This is a genomic window from Chloracidobacterium sp. N (assembly GCF_018304765.1).
GTDB classification, from domain to species: Bacteria; Acidobacteriota; Blastocatellia; order Chloracidobacteriales; family Chloracidobacteriaceae; genus Chloracidobacterium; species Chloracidobacterium aggregatum.
Genome location: NZ_CP072642.1, coordinates 2397606 through 2415956, shown reverse-complemented (window position 1 = coordinate 2415956; position 18351 = coordinate 2397606). Strand labels below are relative to the sequence as shown.

17 protein-coding genes and 1 tRNA gene are annotated in these 18351 nt (G+C 63.2%); 9 read left to right on the top strand and 9 right to left on the bottom strand.

The window, feature by feature from the left end:
• The first annotated feature begins 18 nt into the window (after nucleotides 1-18).
• Both queD and J8C05_RS10130 read left to right on the top strand, forming a co-directional pair.
• The gene (gene queD / locus J8C05_RS10135) at nucleotides 19-405 is read left to right on the top strand and encodes a 6-carboxytetrahydropterin synthase QueD (RefSeq protein WP_058868027.1); all 387 of its coding nucleotides are present in this window, start codon (nucleotides 19-21) and stop codon (nucleotides 403-405) included.
• Nucleotides 406-411: 6 nt separating this feature from the next.
• Complete coding sequence (locus J8C05_RS10130; protein ID WP_211422067.1) at nucleotides 412-900, top strand: GNAT family N-acetyltransferase; 489 nt, start codon at nucleotides 412-414, stop codon at nucleotides 898-900.
• On the opposite strand, the gene aroE is transcribed toward J8C05_RS10130, so the two are convergent.
• From aroE to J8C05_RS10115, 3 genes are read right to left on the bottom strand one after another with little or no spacing between them, the layout of a single operon-like run.
• Nucleotides 884-2431 carry a shikimate dehydrogenase gene (gene aroE / locus J8C05_RS10125; protein ID WP_211422066.1) on the bottom strand — a complete coding sequence of 516 codons (1548 nt, stop codon included), beginning with the start codon at nucleotides 2429-2431 and terminating at the stop codon, nucleotides 884-886. The genes J8C05_RS10130 and aroE overlap by 17 nt on opposite strands.
• An 8-nt stretch (nucleotides 2432-2439) precedes the next feature.
• Nucleotides 2440-2880: a thiol-disulfide oxidoreductase DCC family protein gene (locus J8C05_RS10120; RefSeq protein WP_211422065.1), complete on the bottom strand. Its 441-nt coding sequence runs from the start codon at nucleotides 2878-2880 to the stop codon at nucleotides 2440-2442.
• Between the two features lie 41 nt (nucleotides 2881-2921).
• Nucleotides 2922-3533, bottom strand: a complete 612-nt coding sequence (locus tag J8C05_RS10115) for a hypothetical protein (protein ID WP_211422064.1) — start codon at nucleotides 3531-3533, stop codon at nucleotides 2922-2924.
• Between the two features lie 392 nt (nucleotides 3534-3925).
• Here J8C05_RS10115 and J8C05_RS10110 point away from each other — a divergent pair, with 392 nt between their 5' ends.
• From J8C05_RS10110 to J8C05_RS10085, 6 genes are all read left to right on the top strand, one after another.
• Nucleotides 3926-4501, top strand: a complete 576-nt coding sequence (locus J8C05_RS10110; RefSeq protein ID WP_211422063.1) for a type II secretion system protein — start codon at nucleotides 3926-3928, stop codon at nucleotides 4499-4501.
• Between the two features lie 121 nt (nucleotides 4502-4622).
• Nucleotides 4623-4934: a Rieske (2Fe-2S) protein gene (locus J8C05_RS10105; protein WP_211422062.1), complete on the top strand. Its 312-nt coding sequence runs from the start codon at nucleotides 4623-4625 to the stop codon at nucleotides 4932-4934.
• Nucleotides 4931-7135, top strand: coding sequence for an SF1B family DNA helicase RecD2 (recD2, locus tag J8C05_RS10100; protein ID WP_343316627.1), 2205 nt, complete (start codon nucleotides 4931-4933; stop codon nucleotides 7133-7135). The genes J8C05_RS10105 and recD2 overlap by 4 nt, the downstream gene beginning before the upstream one ends.
• Before the next feature lie 128 nt (nucleotides 7136-7263).
• Nucleotides 7264-7998 carry a CDP-alcohol phosphatidyltransferase family protein gene (locus tag J8C05_RS10095; RefSeq protein ID WP_211422061.1) on the top strand — a complete coding sequence of 245 codons (735 nt, stop codon included), beginning with the start codon at nucleotides 7264-7266 and terminating at the stop codon, nucleotides 7996-7998.
• 132 nt (nucleotides 7999-8130) lie between these two features.
• Entirely contained in the window at nucleotides 8131-8787 is a 657-nt protein-coding gene (locus tag J8C05_RS10090; RefSeq protein WP_211422060.1) for a hypothetical protein, read from the top strand.
• A 19-nt stretch (nucleotides 8788-8806) separates the two neighbouring features.
• The gene (locus J8C05_RS10085) at nucleotides 8807-9121 is read left to right on the top strand and encodes a DUF3592 domain-containing protein (RefSeq protein ID WP_211422059.1); all 315 of its coding nucleotides are present in this window, start codon (nucleotides 8807-8809) and stop codon (nucleotides 9119-9121) included.
• Here J8C05_RS10085 and J8C05_RS10080 read toward each other — a convergent pair.
• From J8C05_RS10080 to hflX, 5 genes are all read right to left on the bottom strand, one after another.
• Nucleotides 9107-10492, bottom strand: a complete 1386-nt coding sequence (locus J8C05_RS10080) for a M24 family metallopeptidase (protein WP_211422058.1) — start codon at nucleotides 10490-10492, stop codon at nucleotides 9107-9109. The two genes, J8C05_RS10085 and J8C05_RS10080, sit on opposite strands and share 15 nt — an antisense overlap.
• A gap of 138 nt (nucleotides 10493-10630) precedes the next feature.
• A tRNA-Arg gene (locus J8C05_RS10075) sits at nucleotides 10631-10704 on the bottom strand.
• A 14-nt stretch (nucleotides 10705-10718) separates the two neighbouring features.
• Nucleotides 10719-11315, bottom strand: a complete 597-nt coding sequence (locus J8C05_RS10070; RefSeq protein WP_211422057.1) for an OmpH/Skp family outer membrane protein — start codon at nucleotides 11313-11315, stop codon at nucleotides 10719-10721.
• Between the two features lie 106 nt (nucleotides 11316-11421).
• On the bottom strand, nucleotides 11422-14409 hold the full coding sequence (gene bamA / locus J8C05_RS10065) for an outer membrane protein assembly factor BamA (protein WP_211422056.1): 2988 nt from the start codon (nucleotides 14407-14409) through the stop codon (nucleotides 11422-11424).
• Nucleotides 14410-14623: 214 nt separating this feature from the next.
• Nucleotides 14624-16345 carry a GTPase HflX gene (gene hflX, locus J8C05_RS10060; protein ID WP_211422055.1) on the bottom strand — a complete coding sequence of 574 codons (1722 nt, stop codon included), beginning with the start codon at nucleotides 16343-16345 and terminating at the stop codon, nucleotides 14624-14626.
• 64 nt (nucleotides 16346-16409) lie between these two features.
• Between hflX and cofG the strand changes: the two genes are divergently transcribed.
• A complete protein-coding gene (cofG, locus tag J8C05_RS10055) occupies nucleotides 16410-17603 on the top strand; it encodes a 7,8-didemethyl-8-hydroxy-5-deazariboflavin synthase subunit CofG (RefSeq protein WP_211422054.1) in 1194 nt (397 codons plus the stop codon).
• On the opposite strand, the gene hisF is transcribed toward cofG, so the two are convergent.
• Nucleotides 17564-18334, bottom strand: a complete 771-nt coding sequence (gene hisF, locus J8C05_RS10050; RefSeq protein WP_211422053.1) for an imidazole glycerol phosphate synthase subunit HisF — start codon at nucleotides 18332-18334, stop codon at nucleotides 17564-17566. The genes cofG and hisF overlap by 40 nt on opposite strands.
• Between the last annotated feature and the right edge of the window lie 17 nt (nucleotides 18335-18351).

Here is an 18351-nt window from a genome sequence, read left to right as displayed (position 1 = left end):
TCCGCTTCGGAACTGGCTATGAGCAAGCATGTTTACGAGGTGATGGTCGAAACCCAATTCTCGGCCGCCCATGCCCTGCGCCACTACCGGGGACAGGGCGAATCCGTACACGGACACAACTGGCGGATTCAGGTGTTTGTCCGGGGGGAAAAACTCGACGAGAACCATATCCTCGTTGACTTTCGGGCCGTGCGGGAAGCGACCGAGGAAGTGATGCGCTATCTTGACCACAAGCACCTCAACGAACTGCCGCCCTTTGACCAGGAACTCAACCCTTCGACGGAAAACATTGCCGCCTTCGTGTTTCACCAGGTCGCCAATCGCATCAACACGCCGCACTATCAGGTGACGCTCGTGCGTGCCTGGGAAACGCCCACCACCATGGCTGCCTATGGGCTGGCTTGATGGGCTATGGAACCGGTGGATGTCCTGCCCCTGAACCTGCTGGACGCCTATGCCTGCTGGGAACTCAACCGGCGGTGTTTTCCTGAACGCGAGACCTACGACCTGGCGACCTTCCGCGTTCTGCTCGATTCACCGGATTCAGTGTCCTACAAGGCGCTGGATGCACAGCGTCGCCTGGTGGGCTTTCTCGTCGGACTGGTGGACCGTGACGCTTCGCTGGGGCGTGGACGGGGGCAACTGCTGGGCAGCGGACACATCATTGCCGTTGGCGTCGCACCGGAAGCACGTCGCCAGGGACATGCGCGCCGCCTGCTGGAAGCCGCCGAGCATGGGTTCCGGCGCCGTGGCATAATGATTGTCCACCTTGAAGTCCACGCCACGAATGCTGCGGCCTGCCAGCTCTACACCACCGCCGGATACAGCGTGACCCAGCGCCTGACACGCTATTACGCCGATGGCGACGATGCCCTCAAGATGGTCAAGGCGCTGACTTGAAGCCTGCTGCCTTGAAGTCGGCGAGCGCCCGTTCGGCGGCGGCAAAGAGTACGCTTTCGGGAATGTCCTGGCCGGTCCAGCAGGCAAGTTGTTCCGCTGCCTGCGCCACGAGCATGGGAAGCCCGTCGAGCGTGGCCAGGCCCTGCTGGCTGGCGGCCTGCAAAAGAGGGGTCTGTCGTGGGCGGTAGATGAGGTCATAGACCCAGGCCAGCCCTGCCAGCCGCTCTGGGGGTACCGGACAGGCACCTTCGGCATAGCCGGCCATGCCGACCGGGGTGGTGTTGACGAGTCCCACAAACCGCCGTCCGTGGAAATCGTCCAGCGGCGCGATGGGGACGGCAAAGCGGTTGCCAAGGTCACACGCGCGGTCGGGATGGCGGGCAAACACGGTGACTTGGGCGCCAGCCCCGACGAGTCCACTGACGACCGCCTGGGCCGCACCACCGGCGCCCAGAACGGCAACCGGCTCTCCGGCCAGAGCAAACCGCTGCTGCAACGGACGCATTGCCCCAGCCACATCCGTATTGTCGCCGATGAGTTCCTGCCCGGAAACCAGGATGGTGTTGACCGCACCGACACGCGCTGCGGTTGCCGTGAGCCGGTCAAGGTAGGGAAGGATGGCGATCTTGTGGGGCAGGGTGACGCTGTAGCCCCCAACCGTCCAGGGAAGACGCCGGGTGCGGGGGTGGATGGCGTCGCGTAAAAACGGCGCGAGGTTGTCCGGGGAGACTTCAACGGGGACATAGACCCAATTGAGTCCAAGGTGGGCAAAGGCGGCGTTGTGCAGGTCTTTGGAAAGGGAATGTGCGACGGGGCAACCCAGAAGCCCGGCCACGGTGGTGTGGCGGTCGAGGGAGGGCAGACGGAAGGTTTCGCGGAGTTCGGTGGCGGTGAGTTGTCCCGGAGCCACGGCCCGGCCGTCGTGGCCCGTGCTGTAGGTCCAGCGCGCGCCGTAGGCCGGGCCGAGAATGCGCGTCAAAACACCCAGCCCGCCCATGCCGACCGGGATTTTCTGCCAGGTGGAAGGCGTCCCGGTCAGCCAGTCAAACAGGCGACATACGTCATCCGGTTGGTTGACGTTGACCGCCAGTTTGACCGTGCCGGCAAAGGGAGGGAAATGTGCCTTGGCGAAGGCGTGGATGTCAGCCGGGGTCGCCTGAAAGTCGTGGTGGGAAACCACGACCCGCGCCCACACCGGATGGTTGGGCGGATAAGTCGGCAGAAGCTGCGCGATGAGATCGGTTTCAAGGTCGAAGGCTTCGGCTGGTGTCGTCAGGGCGGTGTGCCAGAACCGCAGGCGGTCGGCGGGGGAGAGGTCCCGGAAGCCGCCCTGTTCGCGGGGGCGAAAGGTGACCACGACCGGCCGGGGGCGACGGGGCAGGACGTGGTGGAGCGCCCGGAGCACCGCCTCGACCGGAAGGTCGTGCAGGGCATCGAGGCGCAGTTCCAGCCAGTCCGCCGCAGCGGCTGCCACCGGCAGGGCCGCCAGCAGGTCATCCGGGGTTGGGGCGGCAAGTGGAGTGCAAATCACGGGAGAACTTACGGTGACACTTCGAGAAAACGCGCGCGGATGTCCGGCGAAGGAACGAGGCAGGTCTCATACTGCCCGAACAGCCGGTAGCGCACACGGGCAAAGGCATCGTAGAGCCAGTCCCGAAGAAATCCGGGCAGGACGTAGCCCAGCGTCAGCCAGCGCCACCATCCGCCAAGGTAGGCGGCAATCCGCAGTGCGGCCGTCGAGCGGACGAAAACCTGTTCAGCCCCGTCATCCATGGTTTCGACGAGCACCACCGAGTCCACCGTGGCCAGCCACGGGTGGCGAGCGATGACCTGGTTGCCATATTCACTCTGGAGGGCGGCAAAGTACATCGTGCCTTGGGTGTCGTGGGTGATGACGAACCTGACGGCCCAGTTACAGAAGCCGCACAGTCCGTCGTAGAGCAGGACCTGGCGGGGTTTGGCGGGGCAGGAGGTTGGCATGGATGGCATCGTTTGGGTGTGAAGTGAAATCAGTGGTGGACTTACCTGGTCAAATCAATGGCCCAGCCATTTTGAGGCGATATTTTCCGGTTTTCGAGATCAACTTCCCAGACCGCCACCTGTGGCTCCTTCTGGTTGACGAGTTTGATGGTGTACGTCACCCGGCACTTCGCGCCCTGGCACTCGACCTCCCACCCTTCCACCTGCTCAAGTTTTTTCTCTTCGACGAGGCGGGTCAGGTGGGCGGTGATGGCTTCGCCGATGTTTCCGCCTCCGCTGGCCGGCGCCCGCTCGACGAGGTGAAGCGCACCGAGCTGTTCCGTTGGGGCGGGCGTGTGCCAGAAGCGGTATTCACCCACTCCATAGCCAAGCAGGGCGGAAATGAGCAGCACCCCGCTGACCAGGGCGATGATCTGCCATTGTGGGAGGGGGAGTTCCGGTTTGGCTTCAGCCTGTGCCAGAGCGCCGGTCTTGCCCTTGGTGAGCTTGGCGGTCTTGCCGGCGGCTGTTTTTGCCTTGACTTGGGGCGCGGCGTATTTGCCGGCAAGGCCAGTGCTGACGCCGGCCTGCTGTACTTTGGGCGTCGCCAGCTTGCACTTCGGGCACTGCTCGGCATCCACCGGTACTTCATAAAAACAGCGCGGACATCTCATAGCAGTATCCTGGCGGGAGAGGGCAAGCCCTCCACCGGCGTGCCTTCCTTCCCTGAAGCATGACCGGGAAAGCTGACAAAACGTGTCAGCTTTCCACAATGTGGTAACAAAAATCCGTCACCGGAAAACCACGTGCCGGGCTTTTTCTGGTGCTCCCACTTTCCGTCCACGATGTGCCACCTCTGGCATAAGCTTCTCTTGACCAAAGAGTTAGAGTCTTTCGTCGCAGATGCGCCGGACTGCCGGAGCAGGAGGCTTCCGTTATTTTGGATCCAGGTTTGCAGAAAGCACATCGTGCCAATGTTCATCACTTAAGGCAACTCTGCTCCCATGACCCGGTCGGGAGCGCCCACTGCCACCTCTGGTTTTCGTCAAAGGGAAGGGGAGAAGTTATGTCGAGTACCTTTTCGCTGGGGTTCCGTCGTCGGATGCCTTACCGTGCGCAGCGTGGTTTCACAATGATTGAGCTCATCATCGTCGTCGCCATTTTGGGGATTATCACGGCCATTGCGGTGCCCAACCTCATCGTGGCACGGGACGCCGCCCGTCGTGGCTGGTTTCAGTCCACGGCCCGCGCCATTGGGTCATCGCTGGAGATATTTGCCCAGACCAACCGGGGGCGCTACCCAAAGGATGGCATGTTCTACGAAGCGCCCGGCGGGAATGCCGTCAAGTGGGAGAACGATTCGGGCATGCCATGGTTTGGCTTTTCCAATCCTTCGCAGCAGCCGACCTGGAACATTGACTACCAGGTTCACAACAGCCCCATTGCGCCAGGCGCGCGTTACATTGGGTTGTGCTACTCCGGGTTGCGCAATGCGCCGGCGGACGGCAACATTACCAACAATGCTTCGCTCTGGAATGACTATGGTCAGGGGCAGGAAATTCCCGGCGACAAGCGTCTGATTTTCATCTTTCATCCCGGCGTTCCGGCTGACCGCATCTGCCCCGATTCTGCCTGTAACTAGTTGGTGGTCAACTGGTGATGGAAGGCGACACGACTTGTCCTGTTTTGGGAAACATCTGTTCAACAACGTCTCGGGCAACCGGGGCGTTGTCGTTTTTGGGGTTTTTTCCGGGAGTTCATCCATGCCACGTATCAAAGTTGCTGCACTGACGGAAGTTCGTCCGGGGCAGATGCGTCTGTTTGCGTTGGCGTCGCACAAGGTGGTCATCTACAACTGCCATGGCAGCATTCATGCCAGCGAGGCAGGGTGTCCGCACATGGGGGCGTCGTTGCATGAAGGGGTGCTGATCGGGACGGAAGTGACCTGTCCGTGGCACCACTGGTCATTCGATGTGGCGACGGGCGAATGTACCAGCAACCCGTTGGCGCCCAAGGGGCTGGCGACCTTTCCCGCGACCGTTGAACAGGGCGACATCTGGGTTGACCTCCCATGATGAACAACTCCCGGCCGCCTTCGGCTCTCGTTGGCGCCGTCGAGCGTGTGACCTACGCCAACCCGGAAACGGGCTACACGGTGCTGCGCCTCCGGGTGAACAGTGAGCGCGAGGCCGTGACGGTGGTCGGGTACTTCCCGGCACTGTCGCCAGGGGCGACGCTCCGTTTGTCCGGGTTCTGGACGACCCATCCCACGCACGGCCCGCAATTCAAAGCGACCCAGCATGAAGTCACCCAGCCGGCAACGCTGGCCGGCATCGAGAAATACCTGGGTTCCGGTCTCATCAGAGGAATCGGCCCCGTCACGGCCCGGCGCATCGTTGCCCACTTCCGGGAAGCCACATTGCAGGTCATCGAGACCGACATCCACCGTCTGGGCGAAGTGCCCGGCATCGGCCGCAAGCGCGTTGAGCTGATTGCACAGGCCTGGGAGGCGCAGCGCGCTATCAAAGACGTGATGCTGTTTTTACAGTCGCACGGCGTCTCGACCCACTATGCCGCCAAGATATACAGGCAGTATGGCGCGCGTGCGATTCAGACCGTCATCGAAAATCCCTACCAGCTTGCGCGGGACATCTACGGGGTGGGTTTCAAAACGGCCGACGGGATTGCGGTCAATCTGGGCATTGCGCCGGATGCGGAAATGCGTCTGCGGGCGGCCTGCCTCCACGTGCTTCAGGAAGCCGCCGACCAAGGGCACTGTTTTCTGCCGGAAAGCCGGCTGCTCGCCTCCCTGCAAACGCTTCTGGGCGTGACTGATACCGGGCGCCTGCACGCTGTCTTGGCAACTCTGACGGACGAGGCCGAACTCGTTGCCCGTCCGCCGACGCCGCCCGACGCGCCGGAAACGAGCTACCACCTGCCGTACCTGTTTTATGCCGAGCAGCATATTGCACGGCTGCTGCGCGGTCTCACCCTGCGTCCCCTGACCCAACTGGAAGCACCGGCGCGGCAGTGGCTGGACGCCTACGCGGCCAGGGAGTCGCTGCAACTGTCGCCGGAGCAGCAGCAGGCCGTGCTGACGGCGGCAACGCAGCGCGTGGCGGTGGTCACGGGCGGCCCCGGCTGTGGCAAGACAACGACGTTGCGGGCCATCGTCGGTTTGTTCCGCTGGCTTGGGCTGCGGGTCGAGCTGGCGACACCGACCGGACGCGCCGCCCAGCGGCTTTCCGAAGTGACCGGCGTCGAGGCGCGTACCCTGCATCGGCTGCTGGCCTACGATCCGGCCCGGGGACGCTTCACCCACGACAGCGATTACCCACTCGACACGGATGCCGTCATCGTGGACGAAGCCTCGATGCTCGATGCCCCGCTGGCCGCGGCGCTGCTCAAGGCCATGCCGGCGCGGGGACGGCTGCTGCTCGTGGGGGATGTGGACCAGTTGCCTTCCGTCGGCCCGGGCCGGGTGCTGGGGGACATCATTGCCGCCGGAGTCGTGCCGGTCTGCCGTCTGACCCAGGTGTTTCGCCAGGCCGAGGGGAGCGCCATCATCCAGAATGCCCACCGGATTCGGGCAGGGCAGTTTCCCCGGCTCATCCGACCGGATGGCCGGACAACCACCGACTGCTATTTCGTGGCGGCCGACACCCCGGCGGACATCCAGACGCGACTCGAACATGTCGTGGCGAGTCTGTCCCGGCGTTTTGGGTACGACCCGGTGAACGACATCCAGGTGTTGACGCCCATGAACCGGGGAGAGATTGGCGCCGTCGAACTCAACCGGCGCTTACAGCAGGCGCTCAATCCGCTGCGTCCGGGGCAGCCTGAAATCGAGCGTCTGGGACGCCGCTTCCGGGTCGGGGATAAGGTCGTGCAGCGTGTCAACAACTACACCCGCGAAGTCTTCAACGGCGACATCGGGCGCATCGTGGACATCCAGCTTGAGGACCAGACCATGACCGTGGATTACGATGGGCGGTGCGTCACCTATGACTGGGCGGATGTCAACGAACTCAGCCACGGCTTTGCCCTTTCCGTCCACAAAAGCCAGGGGTCGGAGTATCCGGCGGTGGTGATTGTGCTGCATACGCAGGCGTTTCCGGTGCTGAGCCGCAACCTGCTCTACACGGCGCTGACGCGCGCCAAACGGACGGCGGTGCTGCTGGGGACGACCCGTGCCATCGGCCTGGCTGTGCGGCAGGTGGAAGCCGCCCGGCGCTACACCTGGCTGGTGGAGGCACTGCGTGAACCCATCCGGTAGGGGCCGTGAGGTGGTCAGACCGTTCCTTGACAGCCAGCTTGGGGGCAACATAGGCTGGATTGTCATTTTCAATCGTTTACGGGTCAGACGGACGGTCATCCTGGCGGAGAAAGGTTTCCAGCGGCTTCATGCTTAGTGAACGCATTGGCAGTGCTGGCACAAAGGTTCTGGACACGCTGGTTCGCTACCTTGCCCGAATCTTTCCCAACCCGAATACGCTGACTTTCATCGGGCTGCTCATCAACATCGGCTGTGCTTTCCTTTATGGGTGGGGTCACTTTTTCATTGCCGGACTGGTGATGATTGTGGCCAATCTGTTCGACATGCTCGATGGACGGGTGGCGCGGCTCACCGGACGGGTGACACGGTTTGGCGGCTTCTTTGATTCGGTGCTCGACCGCTATTCGGATGTCATCGTTCTGATTGGCATCATGGTGTTCTATGCGCGGAATACGCCCCAGCACAGCACGCTCTACGTCACACTCGCGGGCATTGCGCTGCTGGGTTCGGTGCTGGTCAGCTACACCCGCGCACGGGCGGAAAATCTCATCCAGCAGTGCAAGGTGGGCTTTCTGGAGCGCCCGGAACGGGTGGTGCTCATCATCATCGGCTCGCTGACTGAAATCGGCCCGGAAGACAACCCGTTCCTGCACAAAATGCGGGCGGTGCTGTGGGTGCTGGCCGTGTTGTCCCACTGGACCGTCGTGCACCGGATGTATCACACCTATCTGGAAGCCCAGCGACTGGACATGCTTGGCGACACGCCCGCTGAGCCGACCACACCGGCCGCGCCGGACCAGGATGAGGTATGGGAACCGGCGCTTCCCAAAAAGCAGGCACCTTCCTGGTACCGGGCTACCTAGCGCAAACCGTACGGAAGGCAAAAGATGATCATGAATGCCAGAGGAAACGCAACTGCACGCTTGGCCCGGAGGTAACGAAGGAGGAAACCGGCAGCGATGGTATGTCCTTGCTGTGGTCGGAAACATCAAGACTTGCAAGCTGGCTGCGTCTGCGGTGCCCGCGCCATCGCCGCGCCACAGACGGATGAAATTGTCGCCCTGCCACGGGTGGGACAGGCCGTGTGCGGTCTCACCTGTGCCATTCTGGGGCTGGGAAGTTTCTTCATCCCCTGGCTCATTGTCCCGGCGCTGCTTGGCGCCTATGCGAGTGTGAGAGCCTACCGCCGGGCGCGGCGCGAACCGGCGCACTTCGGTGGTCTGCGTCTGGCGCAGGTTGGAGTCGTGCTGTCCAGCCTGGTGCTGCCGGGTCTGCTGCTGTTTGGCGGCTACCGGGCCGAGCGTTGGTATGCCGACGAGCAGGAACGCGCCCGCGCGGCCAGCCGGGCGCGGATGCTCGAACTTGCCCTGGCGATTCAGGCCTACCAGAAGCAGCAGGGGGCACTGCCCTCGCCTCGGCTTCAGGAACTGCGGACGGCAGGGTTGGCACCCAACCTGGTGACGGATGCGTGGGGCAAGAAGCTGCGCTACCAGCCCACAGGTGCGTTGGCGGCGACCAGTCCGCTGACCACACCGCTGCTGACCCAGTACAGCATTGTCTCGGCGGGGGCGGATGGCGAGTTTGGCACGGCGGATGACCTGGTGCTTCGGGACGGAGTCTTCGTCCCGGCAACCCCGGACGCTGAGAAGTAGCCGCACCGGATGGTTGGCCATGGCGGAAGTACGTTCCCAAGGCACGCTGAGCCGCTGGCGGAGCTGGTGGCAGCGTCTGTTGGGCCGGGAAGACCCGGAGGCCGCCCGGCGACGCTGGTTACGCCAGTCCGGCCGCATCATCGAAGGTGAGGTGCTCGACATCCGCCCGGCCGGGCAGGGCGCGTTGGTGCGCTACCGGTATGAAGTGGCCAGCGTCGAGTACGAGTCCTTCGACGTGGTGGATACGGCCGGGCGGGAAAACCGCTACTGGCCGGGGCAGCGCGTCAGCGTCCGGTATGACCGCCGCCGCCCATCGAACTCAATCCTTGACTGAATCCCGCTGACGCGGCAGCCGGCGCGCCTGGCGCATAGCCTGCTCGATGGCTTCCGGGCGCGAAGGAATGTCGCCGGAAAGCTTGACCAGTCCGGTCTCCGTCACCAGGTAGTCGTCTTCGATGCGGATGCCGATGCGTTCGGCCGGAATGTAAACCCCCGGCTCAATGGTGATGACGCTTCCCGGCGGGAGTGGCTGCCCATAGTCACCTACGTCGTGAACATTGAGGCCGATGAAGTGCCCCAGCCCGTGGATGAAAAAGTTGTCCAGGGTCAGGTCGTTGCCGGCGCGCAGCGGGCTGGACCGCATCGCCTCACGAGCGGCCAGGGTCAGGTCACTCATCCGGCTTTTGCCGGGCACAAAGGCTTTGACGGCAGCTTCCTGCGCTGCCAGGACGAGTTCGTAGAGTTCGCGCTGCCGCCGGCTGAACCTGCCGTTGGCCGGAAAGGTACGTGTGATGTCAGCCGTATAGCCCCGGTACTGTGCACCGACATCCACGACCACGAGATCACCATCCCGAATCTGGTCCCGGTTGCGGTTGTAGTGCAGGATGGTGGCATTCTGCCCGCCCCCGATGATGCATGGGTAGCCCGGCCGCTCCGCGCCGTTACGATAGAAGGCTGCCAGAACGACGGCCTCGATTTCATACTCGTAGCATCCGACCGTCAGGTGTCTGGGAATGTCGCGGAAGGCCGCGCCGGTGATGCGAACGGCTTTCCTCAGCAGGTCCACCTCGGCCGGTGTCTTGCACATGCGCATGAGACTGACGGCCGAGCGGGCGTCGGTGACAGGGAGTGCCGGGACGGTTTGCCGCAGTAACTCCAGAAGTGTGCGCGCTGCCCGTTCCTGCGCCTCCTGCGGGTTGGCGATGAGGTGAATTTTGCCGCCGTCCGGGAGTGCGGCCCCAATTTCCCGCAACACCTGGGAGAGCGTATCGGTCGGCAGGGCTTTTTCCATGCCAAAGCGTTGCTCGGCTTCCTGACCCGGTCCCGGCTGGGGGCCCGTCCAGCGTTCCATCTGCGGGTCGCGGCGCGGAAGAAACAGGATTTCCTGCGCGCCCTGGTAGGGAACCGGAGTGAGCAGCAGCGTTGCACCCGGCGCTTCCACACCGGTGAGGTAGAAGAAGTTTTCGTCCTGAAAAAATTTCTCACTCACGCCCAGCGAGGTTTCGACCCGTCCGGGAACAAGCACGAGCCCATCCTTCAACTGCGCCCGCAGTCGCGCCCGCCGCGCCTGGAAGTCGGCCAGCGGTTGCTCGGCCAGCATCGGCACGGACTTGGGAGGGTCCGTGGGAAGGAGGGCCGCCTGGGGAAGCGGCCACGCGCCAAACAACCAGAAGCCAAGCAGAAAAGCAGCGAGCAGGCGTGACATGGGCGGTGGTTGGCTGTGAGCGTGAGGTTGCGGCCAGTCCCATACGCCGACCGGGCCGGGAAATCCGCCGGGCAGCCTGCTCCGGTCGGGCTGGCGGGGGGCTTCGGTGTCAGCCGGAGCCGGTTGCGGGGGAAACAGTGCGCCCAGTAGGACTCGAACCTACGACCTACTGCTTAGAAGGCAGTTGCTCTATCCAACTGAGCTATGGGCGCACAACAACAACTCGTCAGCGGGACGCCGCCGGCTTCGTAGCCGGATTGGCCTGATTATAGCGGGCGGCAAAGTCTTCGGTAATGTCCATGCCGGGCGCGAGATAGACGAGTCCCCCGGCTTCGGCCGCCGTGGCAACATCGAGCAGGATGTGAATGCCGCGCTCCTTGGCATAGGCTTCCAGCGCCTTGAAAATTTTTTCGCGGACGGGATTGAGCAAAATCGCGGCCCGCTTTTCGGCGGCTTCGTTGAGGTCTTCCTGGCGGCGTTTGAAATCCTTTTTCTTGCGTTCGAGGTCATCGGTGCGTTTGAGGCGCACATCGGGCGTAAGCTGGTCGGCCAGACGCTGGAGCGCGTCTTCTTCGGCCTGAATCTCAGCCCCCAGCCGCTGCAGGGTGTCCAGTGTCGGGCGAAACTCGGTCTGGAGCGTCACCACCTGCTGGCGGTATTCATTGATGAGTTCACCAAACGCCTGGGTGTTGACGACCGCAATGCGGGGGGCAGCCGGGGACGACTGCGGTACAGGGGGTTCAGTCGTGATGGCGGGGGACACGGGCAGGCTTCCGCCAACCGGAGGCAGGAGGCTCAACGCAAGACATGCAAACAGGGGCATAAGCTGTATCCTTCACAAAGCAGTTTCCACAACACAAAGCAGTTTCCACAAAGCCGTATCCGCAAACGTCCGCCCGGAAGCAGGCCGCAAAACGCACCACGCCACCCTAGAACGTTCGCCCGACAGTAAAGCGGATGACGCCACGTTCTTCAATGATACCCAGTTGGCGGGGGTCAAAGACGTTGGTTTTCGCGCCGGGGTTGTAGGCAAAGATCAGGCGGAACGGAACCTGTAACACCGGCAGGTTGACCTGCAACTCGGCCCCAATCGAGGCGCGGAAGTTGCGCCCGATGCCGCCCAGCGTCTGGCTCAGGTTGACCTGCGTCCGGGAAGCCTGCTGGGCCTGCACGAACGCGACCCGAAAGCCGTCCGGCAGGGGGCCGCCGGGATTGGGATCGTTGGGCCGGGTGCCGTCAAGGCGGGTGCCGTCCGGGCGCAGAACGATGGGGCCCGGCACGGGTGAATCGGGCGTCGAACCCAGCGTGGCCGGCAGCGCCCGCGCGCGGATGCTCTGGTCACTCAGCGAGCGCAGGTTGAACACCGAGCCGCCATCGGCAAACAGCGCCAGGGAAAGCGGCCCGACGATGGGAACGCGATACTCGACGTTCAGCAACAACTGGGAGTCCCCGCCGACCGGAATGAACTGGAAGGACCCGATCGGGAGCGGAAAGAGCTTGTCCGTGTAGGTGTATTCCTGAATGACTGTCGGGCTGACCTGCAGTCCCGGTTGCAGCACCTGCCCGGTCAGTCCGTCCACCACCCGGACGTCGGTTGTCGTCCGGCGGTCCTCGATGGGGGCCACCGGTGAAATCGTACGAATCCCGTAGCCGCGAATCTCGAACTCGCCGCCCGTGTAGAAGCGGTTGAACTGGGGAACGCCGCCAATGAAGGCCAGCGAGTTGCTGTCAAAGGGCGTGCCGTAGGCGCTCACGTGGGCCGCCCGGAAGCGCATGCCCAGCACGGCCGGTTTTTCGATGCCCTGCCCCAGAAAACGGAAGGGGCGGAATTCACGGTATTCGAGCACCGGGGACAGGTTCTTGACCCGTCCGCCCAGTCCCGACCAGGTGAAACTGAGGGTGAAGTTACGCCCGCTCGTCGGGTTGATGGGATTGTTGACCGTGTTATAGACGAACGAGGGCGTCAGGGAACTGATCGTAATGCCCGGCTGCGCGAAGGTCACGATGATGTCGTTGTCGGGGTTGTTGTCACGGTTGACCGGCGGATCGGTAATGCGTGAGCGGCTGTAGCTGTAGCTGACGCCAATCCGCGAGACGCGGCTGAACTTGGGAAACCGGTTGGTGAGTACGGCCAGCGGAGCGGAAAGCGATAGCGAAGCCCCGGTGGTGTCCTGAGTAAAGAGGTTTCGCTCGTCCAGTCCGGTGAAGCTGTTGAAAAAGCCGCTGGCAATGGCCGCGCCGCTGATGCCGCTGGCATAACGGAAACGCTGACTGAAGACCGAAACGCCAAACCCAATCCGGCGGTCAAGGAAGTAGGGATCGCTGTACGACAGGGCGATGTTGCGAAAGAGGTTTCCGGCCTGGATGTCCACCGAAACGCTCTGTCCGTAGCCAAACAGGTTGTTCGTCGTGTAGGTCAGTCCGATGAATGAGCCGCCGATGCCGGAAACGCCGCCGGAAAACTGAATCTGCTGGCGTCCACGTTCCTTGACCTTGATGACGACGTTGACCGTCTTGCGGCGTTCGTCGGTCGTCGTCTGGATGTCTTCCTTTTTGATTTCGTCGAAGTAGCCGAGCTGGTTGAGCAGCAGGATGGAATACTCCATCAGTTCCTGGTTGTACGGTTCACCTTCGCTGACGAGCAGTTCGCGCCGCAGCACCTTGTCGCGGGTTGTGTTGTTGCCGGAAAACTCGATCTGCTCGATGGTATAGACCGAACCTTCCTCGATGAAGATGGTGAAATCGGCGACGCCTTCCGACTCTCCGGCGGCGGGCGGCTTGAAGGTGGGCTGGACGTTGACATCCGCCTGAATGTAGCCCCGGCTGCCATAGGCTTTTTTGAGGCGCTCATAGACGCCCTCCCGGATGGTTTTGGCGCTGGCGATGTCGCCCTTGCGCATCCCTGAAATGAGCAGCACCTGTTCGGGGGTGAAAATGGTTGAACCTTCCGTGGTGATCTCCCCAAACCGGTAGCGGATGCCCTCGTCAATCGGGACGACAATCCGCAGACCGTCGGACTTTTTGCTGATGAGGGGGATACCGCCGCCAACCTTGCCGATGTTCTCGATGCGGGGCGTTCCAATCGTGGGGCGCAGGTAGCCCTTTTCCCGCAGGAACTGCGCCACCAACTGCATGTCCGTCTCGAACTTCTCCGGTGAATAGACATCCTTGGAGGTGAAGCGGGTGAGAAAGCCGGACGGTTTGGTGTATTTCATCTGCTTGCGGAGCGTGCGGCTCGAAAAGACCTGATTGCCCTCGAAGTCAATTTTGGCGACCCGGACGCGCGCGCCTTCGTCCACATTGAAGATGACGATGATGGAGGTCTTCGATACGTCCTCGATTTCGGCCGTCACGATGGCATTGGGGCGGCCGCGTTCGCTGAGCATGGTCTTGAGTTCGGTTTCCGCCCGCTTGACCTGGACAGGATCGTAGGGGGAGTCCTTGGTAAGCGAGATGCGCTTTTCCTTGTAGCGGGTCAGCACATCGCTGAGCTGAATGGACTTCAATCCTTCGTACTGAATGTCCCGGATGACCGGATATTCGGTCAGGTTGAAGACGACGATGACGCCGCCTGTATTGCCCGGTTCGAGGGTGACATTGCTGCGCAGGGGGTCAAAAAAGCCCTGGGCGAGAACGGCCTGGTAGTCGCGCTGGGCCTGCTCGGCGCTGTAGAGGTCGCCCGGTTTCATGGTGACGTACAGGCGCAGGGTGTCGGTTGGAATCCGGCGGTTGCCCCGGAACTGCACATCTTCGATGAGTTGCGGCTGGAGGGGGTCCTGCATGGCATCGGCCTGGAGTCCTCCCTGGGCCATGACCGGCGTGGTCATCACCACCCCACAGAACAGCCAGGCCGCCAGGGTCAGGACGGCCCAGGCGGCGTGAAGAGGAAAAACGGATGATGGAAAAGACCGGAACATGAAACGTAACACGATAAAAGAAAGTCACATCGCCCAGCAAAGGTAGGAATCGCGCAACAAGGCGCGCATCATAGCCGAATCGTGTTCGCAATCAAGAAAAGTCATTTCGTGGCGCACGACGACGTTCAGGCCGGGGCGGCGGGCGGACGCCGGTTCGGGAACAGGAGTGTGCGTCGGGACCGTGCTTCAGGAAACGTGCTTCAGGGCCCGTGCTTCAGGAAACGACCGCGCCGGGGTTGCCGACCGGTTCCCATGGGGCGTATCCAACGCCGGGACCTGCCTCCCGGTTGCGCGGTGAAGAAAGCCAGGCGTCTATGGATTGCAACAGCGGCGGCAGCGTTGCCCGGTCGTGCGCCACGACGGCCAGCGCCTGATGGCGGGCGCAGAGCGCCGCGACCTCCTCTGCCGGGAGCAGGTCGGCCTTGTTGAAGACGAGCTGGCGTGGCAGGTGGGAAAGCTCCAGTTGCGCCAGGATGTCCTCCACGGCGGCGATGCGCCGTTCGTAGTCGGGAGCGGCAATGTCCACCAGGTGCAGGAGCAAATCGGAAGTTTCGATTTCTTCGAGCGTCGCCTTGAAGGCGGCCATCAGCGTGGGCGGCAGGTCCCGGATGAACCCGACGGTATCGTTGATGATGATGTCGCGGTCGCGTGGCAGGCGAAGCCGGCGGCTCGTGGGGTCGAGGGTGGCAAACATGCGGCGCTCCGCCACGACTTCACTGGAGGTCAGCGTGTTGAGGAGCGTGGATTTTCCGGCGTTGGTGTAGCCCACGATGGAGACCACCGGCAACTGCTGCCGGTCGCGCTGGGCGCGGCGCGTCTGGCGTTGGCTGCGCAGCCCGGTGATGAGTTTTTCCAGATCGGCAATCCGGTCGCGGGCCCGGCGGCGGTCCACTTCGAGTTTCGTCTCGCCGGGCCCACGGGCACCGATGCCGCCGGCCAGCCGGGACATATCCGCCCCGTGTCCGGCCAGCCGCGGCAACAGGTATTTGAGCTGCGCCAGCTCAACCTGGACTTTCCCTTCGCGGCTGCGGGCGCGCTGGGCGAAGATGTCCAGAATGAGCTGGGTGCGGTCGAGAATTTTCAGGTCGGTTGCCGCTTCGATGGTCCGTACCTGCGCTGGAGACAGGTCTTGGTCAAAGAGCAGGACATCGGCCGCATGCTGGAGGCTGCGGATGATGACTTCCTGCAGCTTGCCTTTGCCGAGCAGGGTTTTGGGGTCGAGTTCGCGTCGCCGCTGGATGAGCTTGTCCACCACGACCAGATCGCACGATTCCGCCAGTTCGACGAGTTCTTCCATGGAGGCTTCGGCGTCTGCCAGCGCCCCGGTCGTGACCACGACCAGCATGGCGCGGTCCCGCAGGTCACGCGCGTCCCGCAGCCGCCGGGTGCGGGCAAACTCGGCTTCGAGATGTTCGATGAGGTCGAGGAAATCCACCTGGAGCTGACCGGGGTGCACTTTGTCCAGATAGGCCCAAGGTTCTGCCGTGTCGTCCGTGACGGCATCGGTGGCCGGGAGAAGATGGGCGGCGTGAATCCAGTTTGGCAGTCCGGTGTCGCTGACGCTGATGACGCCCATGAGATCGAGACGCAGCAACGCCAGGTCGTTGAGGTCGTCGCGGGTCAGCCCCGGCCCGGAAAGCTGCGTGTGCAGACACCGCAACCCGCGAAAACGCCCCTGTCCGACGCGCACCCGCTTGAGGTCGGGAATGACGATGCCACCGGCGTCACCGACCATGACACATTCGACCTGTCCGTGCCGGCTGATGAGCACACCGACCTGCCGCCGGATTTCAGCCGAAAGTTCCGTCATCTGCCGTGCCAACTCCGGGGTGATGATGTCCCGTGGCGGAACCCGGCGCGCAAGCAGACGTTCGAGCCGCCTGACCTGACTGGATTTGAGACCTTGTGTGTTACCTTCGACCTTGGAAATAGGCATCCCTCACATTTCAGCCATTGCGTGACCCGCTATGGTCCGGCACGCCAACGGCAGGATGGTTGACTTGGTTTCAGCATACGCACGCCCGGAAAAGATGCAACGGGGCGGTTCCCAGCCCACAGTCCCGGAAGGCACCGGCGCAGGCTGGGAAGTATCCGGTTCGGAACCGCACCGGCTGGAAGTTGTCACCTGCTCGCACAGCCTGACGTTCATTCCCACCTACAGTTGTCTTTTTGCCTGTGGCTACTGTGCGTTCGCGCGCCCGACACCGCTGGCTTCCCTGGAAGCAGCGGCAAGCTGTTTTGTTCGCGGAAAACAGGCTGGTTGTCATGAGGCACTCATCATGAGCGGCGAAGGCGTCATGGCCTTTCCGCGCCTGCGGGCGACGCTGGTTGCCTGGGGTTTCCGGGACTACCACGACTATCTGTCCGCCGTGTGCCGGCTGGCGCTCGAACAGGGTTTGCTGCCGCACATCAACATCGGCAATCAGACAGAGGAAGAATTCCGCCGTCTGCGCCCGGTTTGTGTTTCGATGGGCATGATGCTGGAAACAACCAGCCGGGAGCTGCTCCGGCAGCCGGCCCATCAGCATGCGCCAGGAAAGGCACCCCACCTGCGGCTGGCAACCCTGGCCGCCGCCGGGCGGGCGCAGGTGCCGTTTACGACGGGTCTGCTCATCGGCATCGGTGAAACACCGGCCGACCGCGAAGCCTCGCTGGAGGCGATTGCCGAACTGCATCACCAGTACGGACACATTCAGGAGGTCATCCTTCAGCCGTTCGTTCCCCATCCGGGAACGGCCATGGCGGATTGGACGGGGCCGGACGTTCCAACGCTGGCCGCCGTCGTACGGTTGGCGCGCGCCATACTGCCGTCGGACGTGGTGATCCAGATTCCGCCCAACCTCGTGCCGGACGCTGCCGACCGGCGGGAACTGGTGCTGGCCGGAGCGCGTGACCTGGGCGGTATTTCGCCGGAACCGGACCAGATCAACCCGGATGCCCCTTGGCTGGCTCCGGCGCGCTATGCAGCCGAACTGGCGGCGTGGGGTTTTGTACTGCGTCCGCGTCTGGCGGTGTATCCCCGGTTTCAAACCCGTGCCTGGCTGGATACGGCTGTTTATGACCTCGTGCGCTCCAGGCAGGCGGAACTGGACGCCCTGGGTGCGATTGTGCCGGTTCCGGCGGTTGAGGTTCCGGCGGTTGATGCGCCCGGCGGTCAGACCTGCCGGACGCACACCCCGCGCGCGTGCAGGTAGGCTTTGGCCTCGGCGATGGTGTGCTGCCCGAAGTGAAAAATGGAAGCGGCCAGCGCGGCGCTGGCCCCGCCGACGGTCAAACCGGCATGCAGGTGTTCAAGCGTCCCCACGCCGCCGGAAGCAATGACTGGAATGGACACGGCGGCGGCTACCTGCGCGGTGAGTTCGAGATCGTAGCCGTCCTGTGTGCCGTCGCGGTCCATACTGGTCAGCAGGATTTCGCCAGCGCCCAGCCGTTCGGCTTCGACGGCCCAGGCCATGGCGTCTTTGCCCGTCGGAGTACGTCCGCCGTGCAGAAAGACTTCCCAGCGTGGCGGGTTCGTCTCCGGGATGCGCCGGGCATCAATGGCGACGACGATGCACTGGCTGCCAAATTTCAGCGCGCCTTCGGCAATGAGCTGCGGTTGCTGGACGGCGGCCGTGTTGACGGAAATTTTGTCGGCGCCGGCGAGGAGAATGGCGCGCATGTCGTCCACGGTACGGATGCCGCCGCCGACCGTGAAGGGAATGAACACGGCGTCGGCCACGGCGCGTACCATCTGGGTGACAATCGCCCGGCGGTCGGATGAGGCGGTGATGTCGAGAAAAACGAGTTCGTCCGCGCCTTCGGCATCGTAGCGCCGCGCCTGGGCAACGGGGTCGCCGGCATCCACGAGATCAAGGAATCGGACGCCTTTGACGACCCGCCCGGCGTTGACATCGAGGCAGGGAATGATGCGCTTGGCCAGCATCGTGATGTTTCAGGTCC

Coding starts and splice junctions, on each gene's coding strand:
- queD (WP_058868027.1), top strand. CDS start 19: ATGAGCAAGCATGTTTACGAGGTGATGGTCGAAACCCAATTCTCGGCC.
- J8C05_RS10130 (WP_211422067.1), top strand. CDS start 412: ATGGAACCGGTGGATGTCCTGCCCCTGAACCTGCTGGACGCCTATGCC.
- J8C05_RS10120 (WP_211422065.1), bottom strand. CDS start 2,880: ATGCCAACCTCCTGCCCCGCCAAACCCCGCCAGGTCCTGCTCTACGAC.
- J8C05_RS10115 (WP_211422064.1), bottom strand. CDS start 3,533: ATGAGATGTCCGCGCTGTTTTTATGAAGTACCGGTGGATGCCGAGCAG.
- J8C05_RS10110 (WP_211422063.1), top strand. CDS start 3,926: ATGTCGAGTACCTTTTCGCTGGGGTTCCGTCGTCGGATGCCTTACCGT.
- J8C05_RS10105 (WP_211422062.1), top strand. CDS start 4,623: ATGCCACGTATCAAAGTTGCTGCACTGACGGAAGTTCGTCCGGGGCAG.
- recD2 (WP_343316627.1), top strand. CDS start 4,931: ATGATGAACAACTCCCGGCCGCCTTCGGCTCTCGTTGGCGCCGTCGAG.
- J8C05_RS10095 (WP_211422061.1), top strand. CDS start 7,264: ATGCTTAGTGAACGCATTGGCAGTGCTGGCACAAAGGTTCTGGACACG.
- J8C05_RS10085 (WP_211422059.1), top strand. CDS start 8,807: ATGGCGGAAGTACGTTCCCAAGGCACGCTGAGCCGCTGGCGGAGCTGG.
- J8C05_RS10080 (WP_211422058.1), bottom strand. CDS start 10,492: ATGTCACGCCTGCTCGCTGCTTTTCTGCTTGGCTTCTGGTTGTTTGGC.
- J8C05_RS10070 (WP_211422057.1), bottom strand. CDS start 11,315: ATGCCCCTGTTTGCATGTCTTGCGTTGAGCCTCCTGCCTCCGGTTGGC.
- bamA (WP_211422056.1), bottom strand. CDS start 14,409: ATGTTCCGGTCTTTTCCATCATCCGTTTTTCCTCTTCACGCCGCCTGG.
- hflX (WP_211422055.1), bottom strand. CDS start 16,345: ATGCCTATTTCCAAGGTCGAAGGTAACACACAAGGTCTCAAATCCAGT.
- hisF (WP_211422053.1), bottom strand. CDS start 18,334: ATGCTGGCCAAGCGCATCATTCCCTGCCTCGATGTCAACGCCGGGCGG.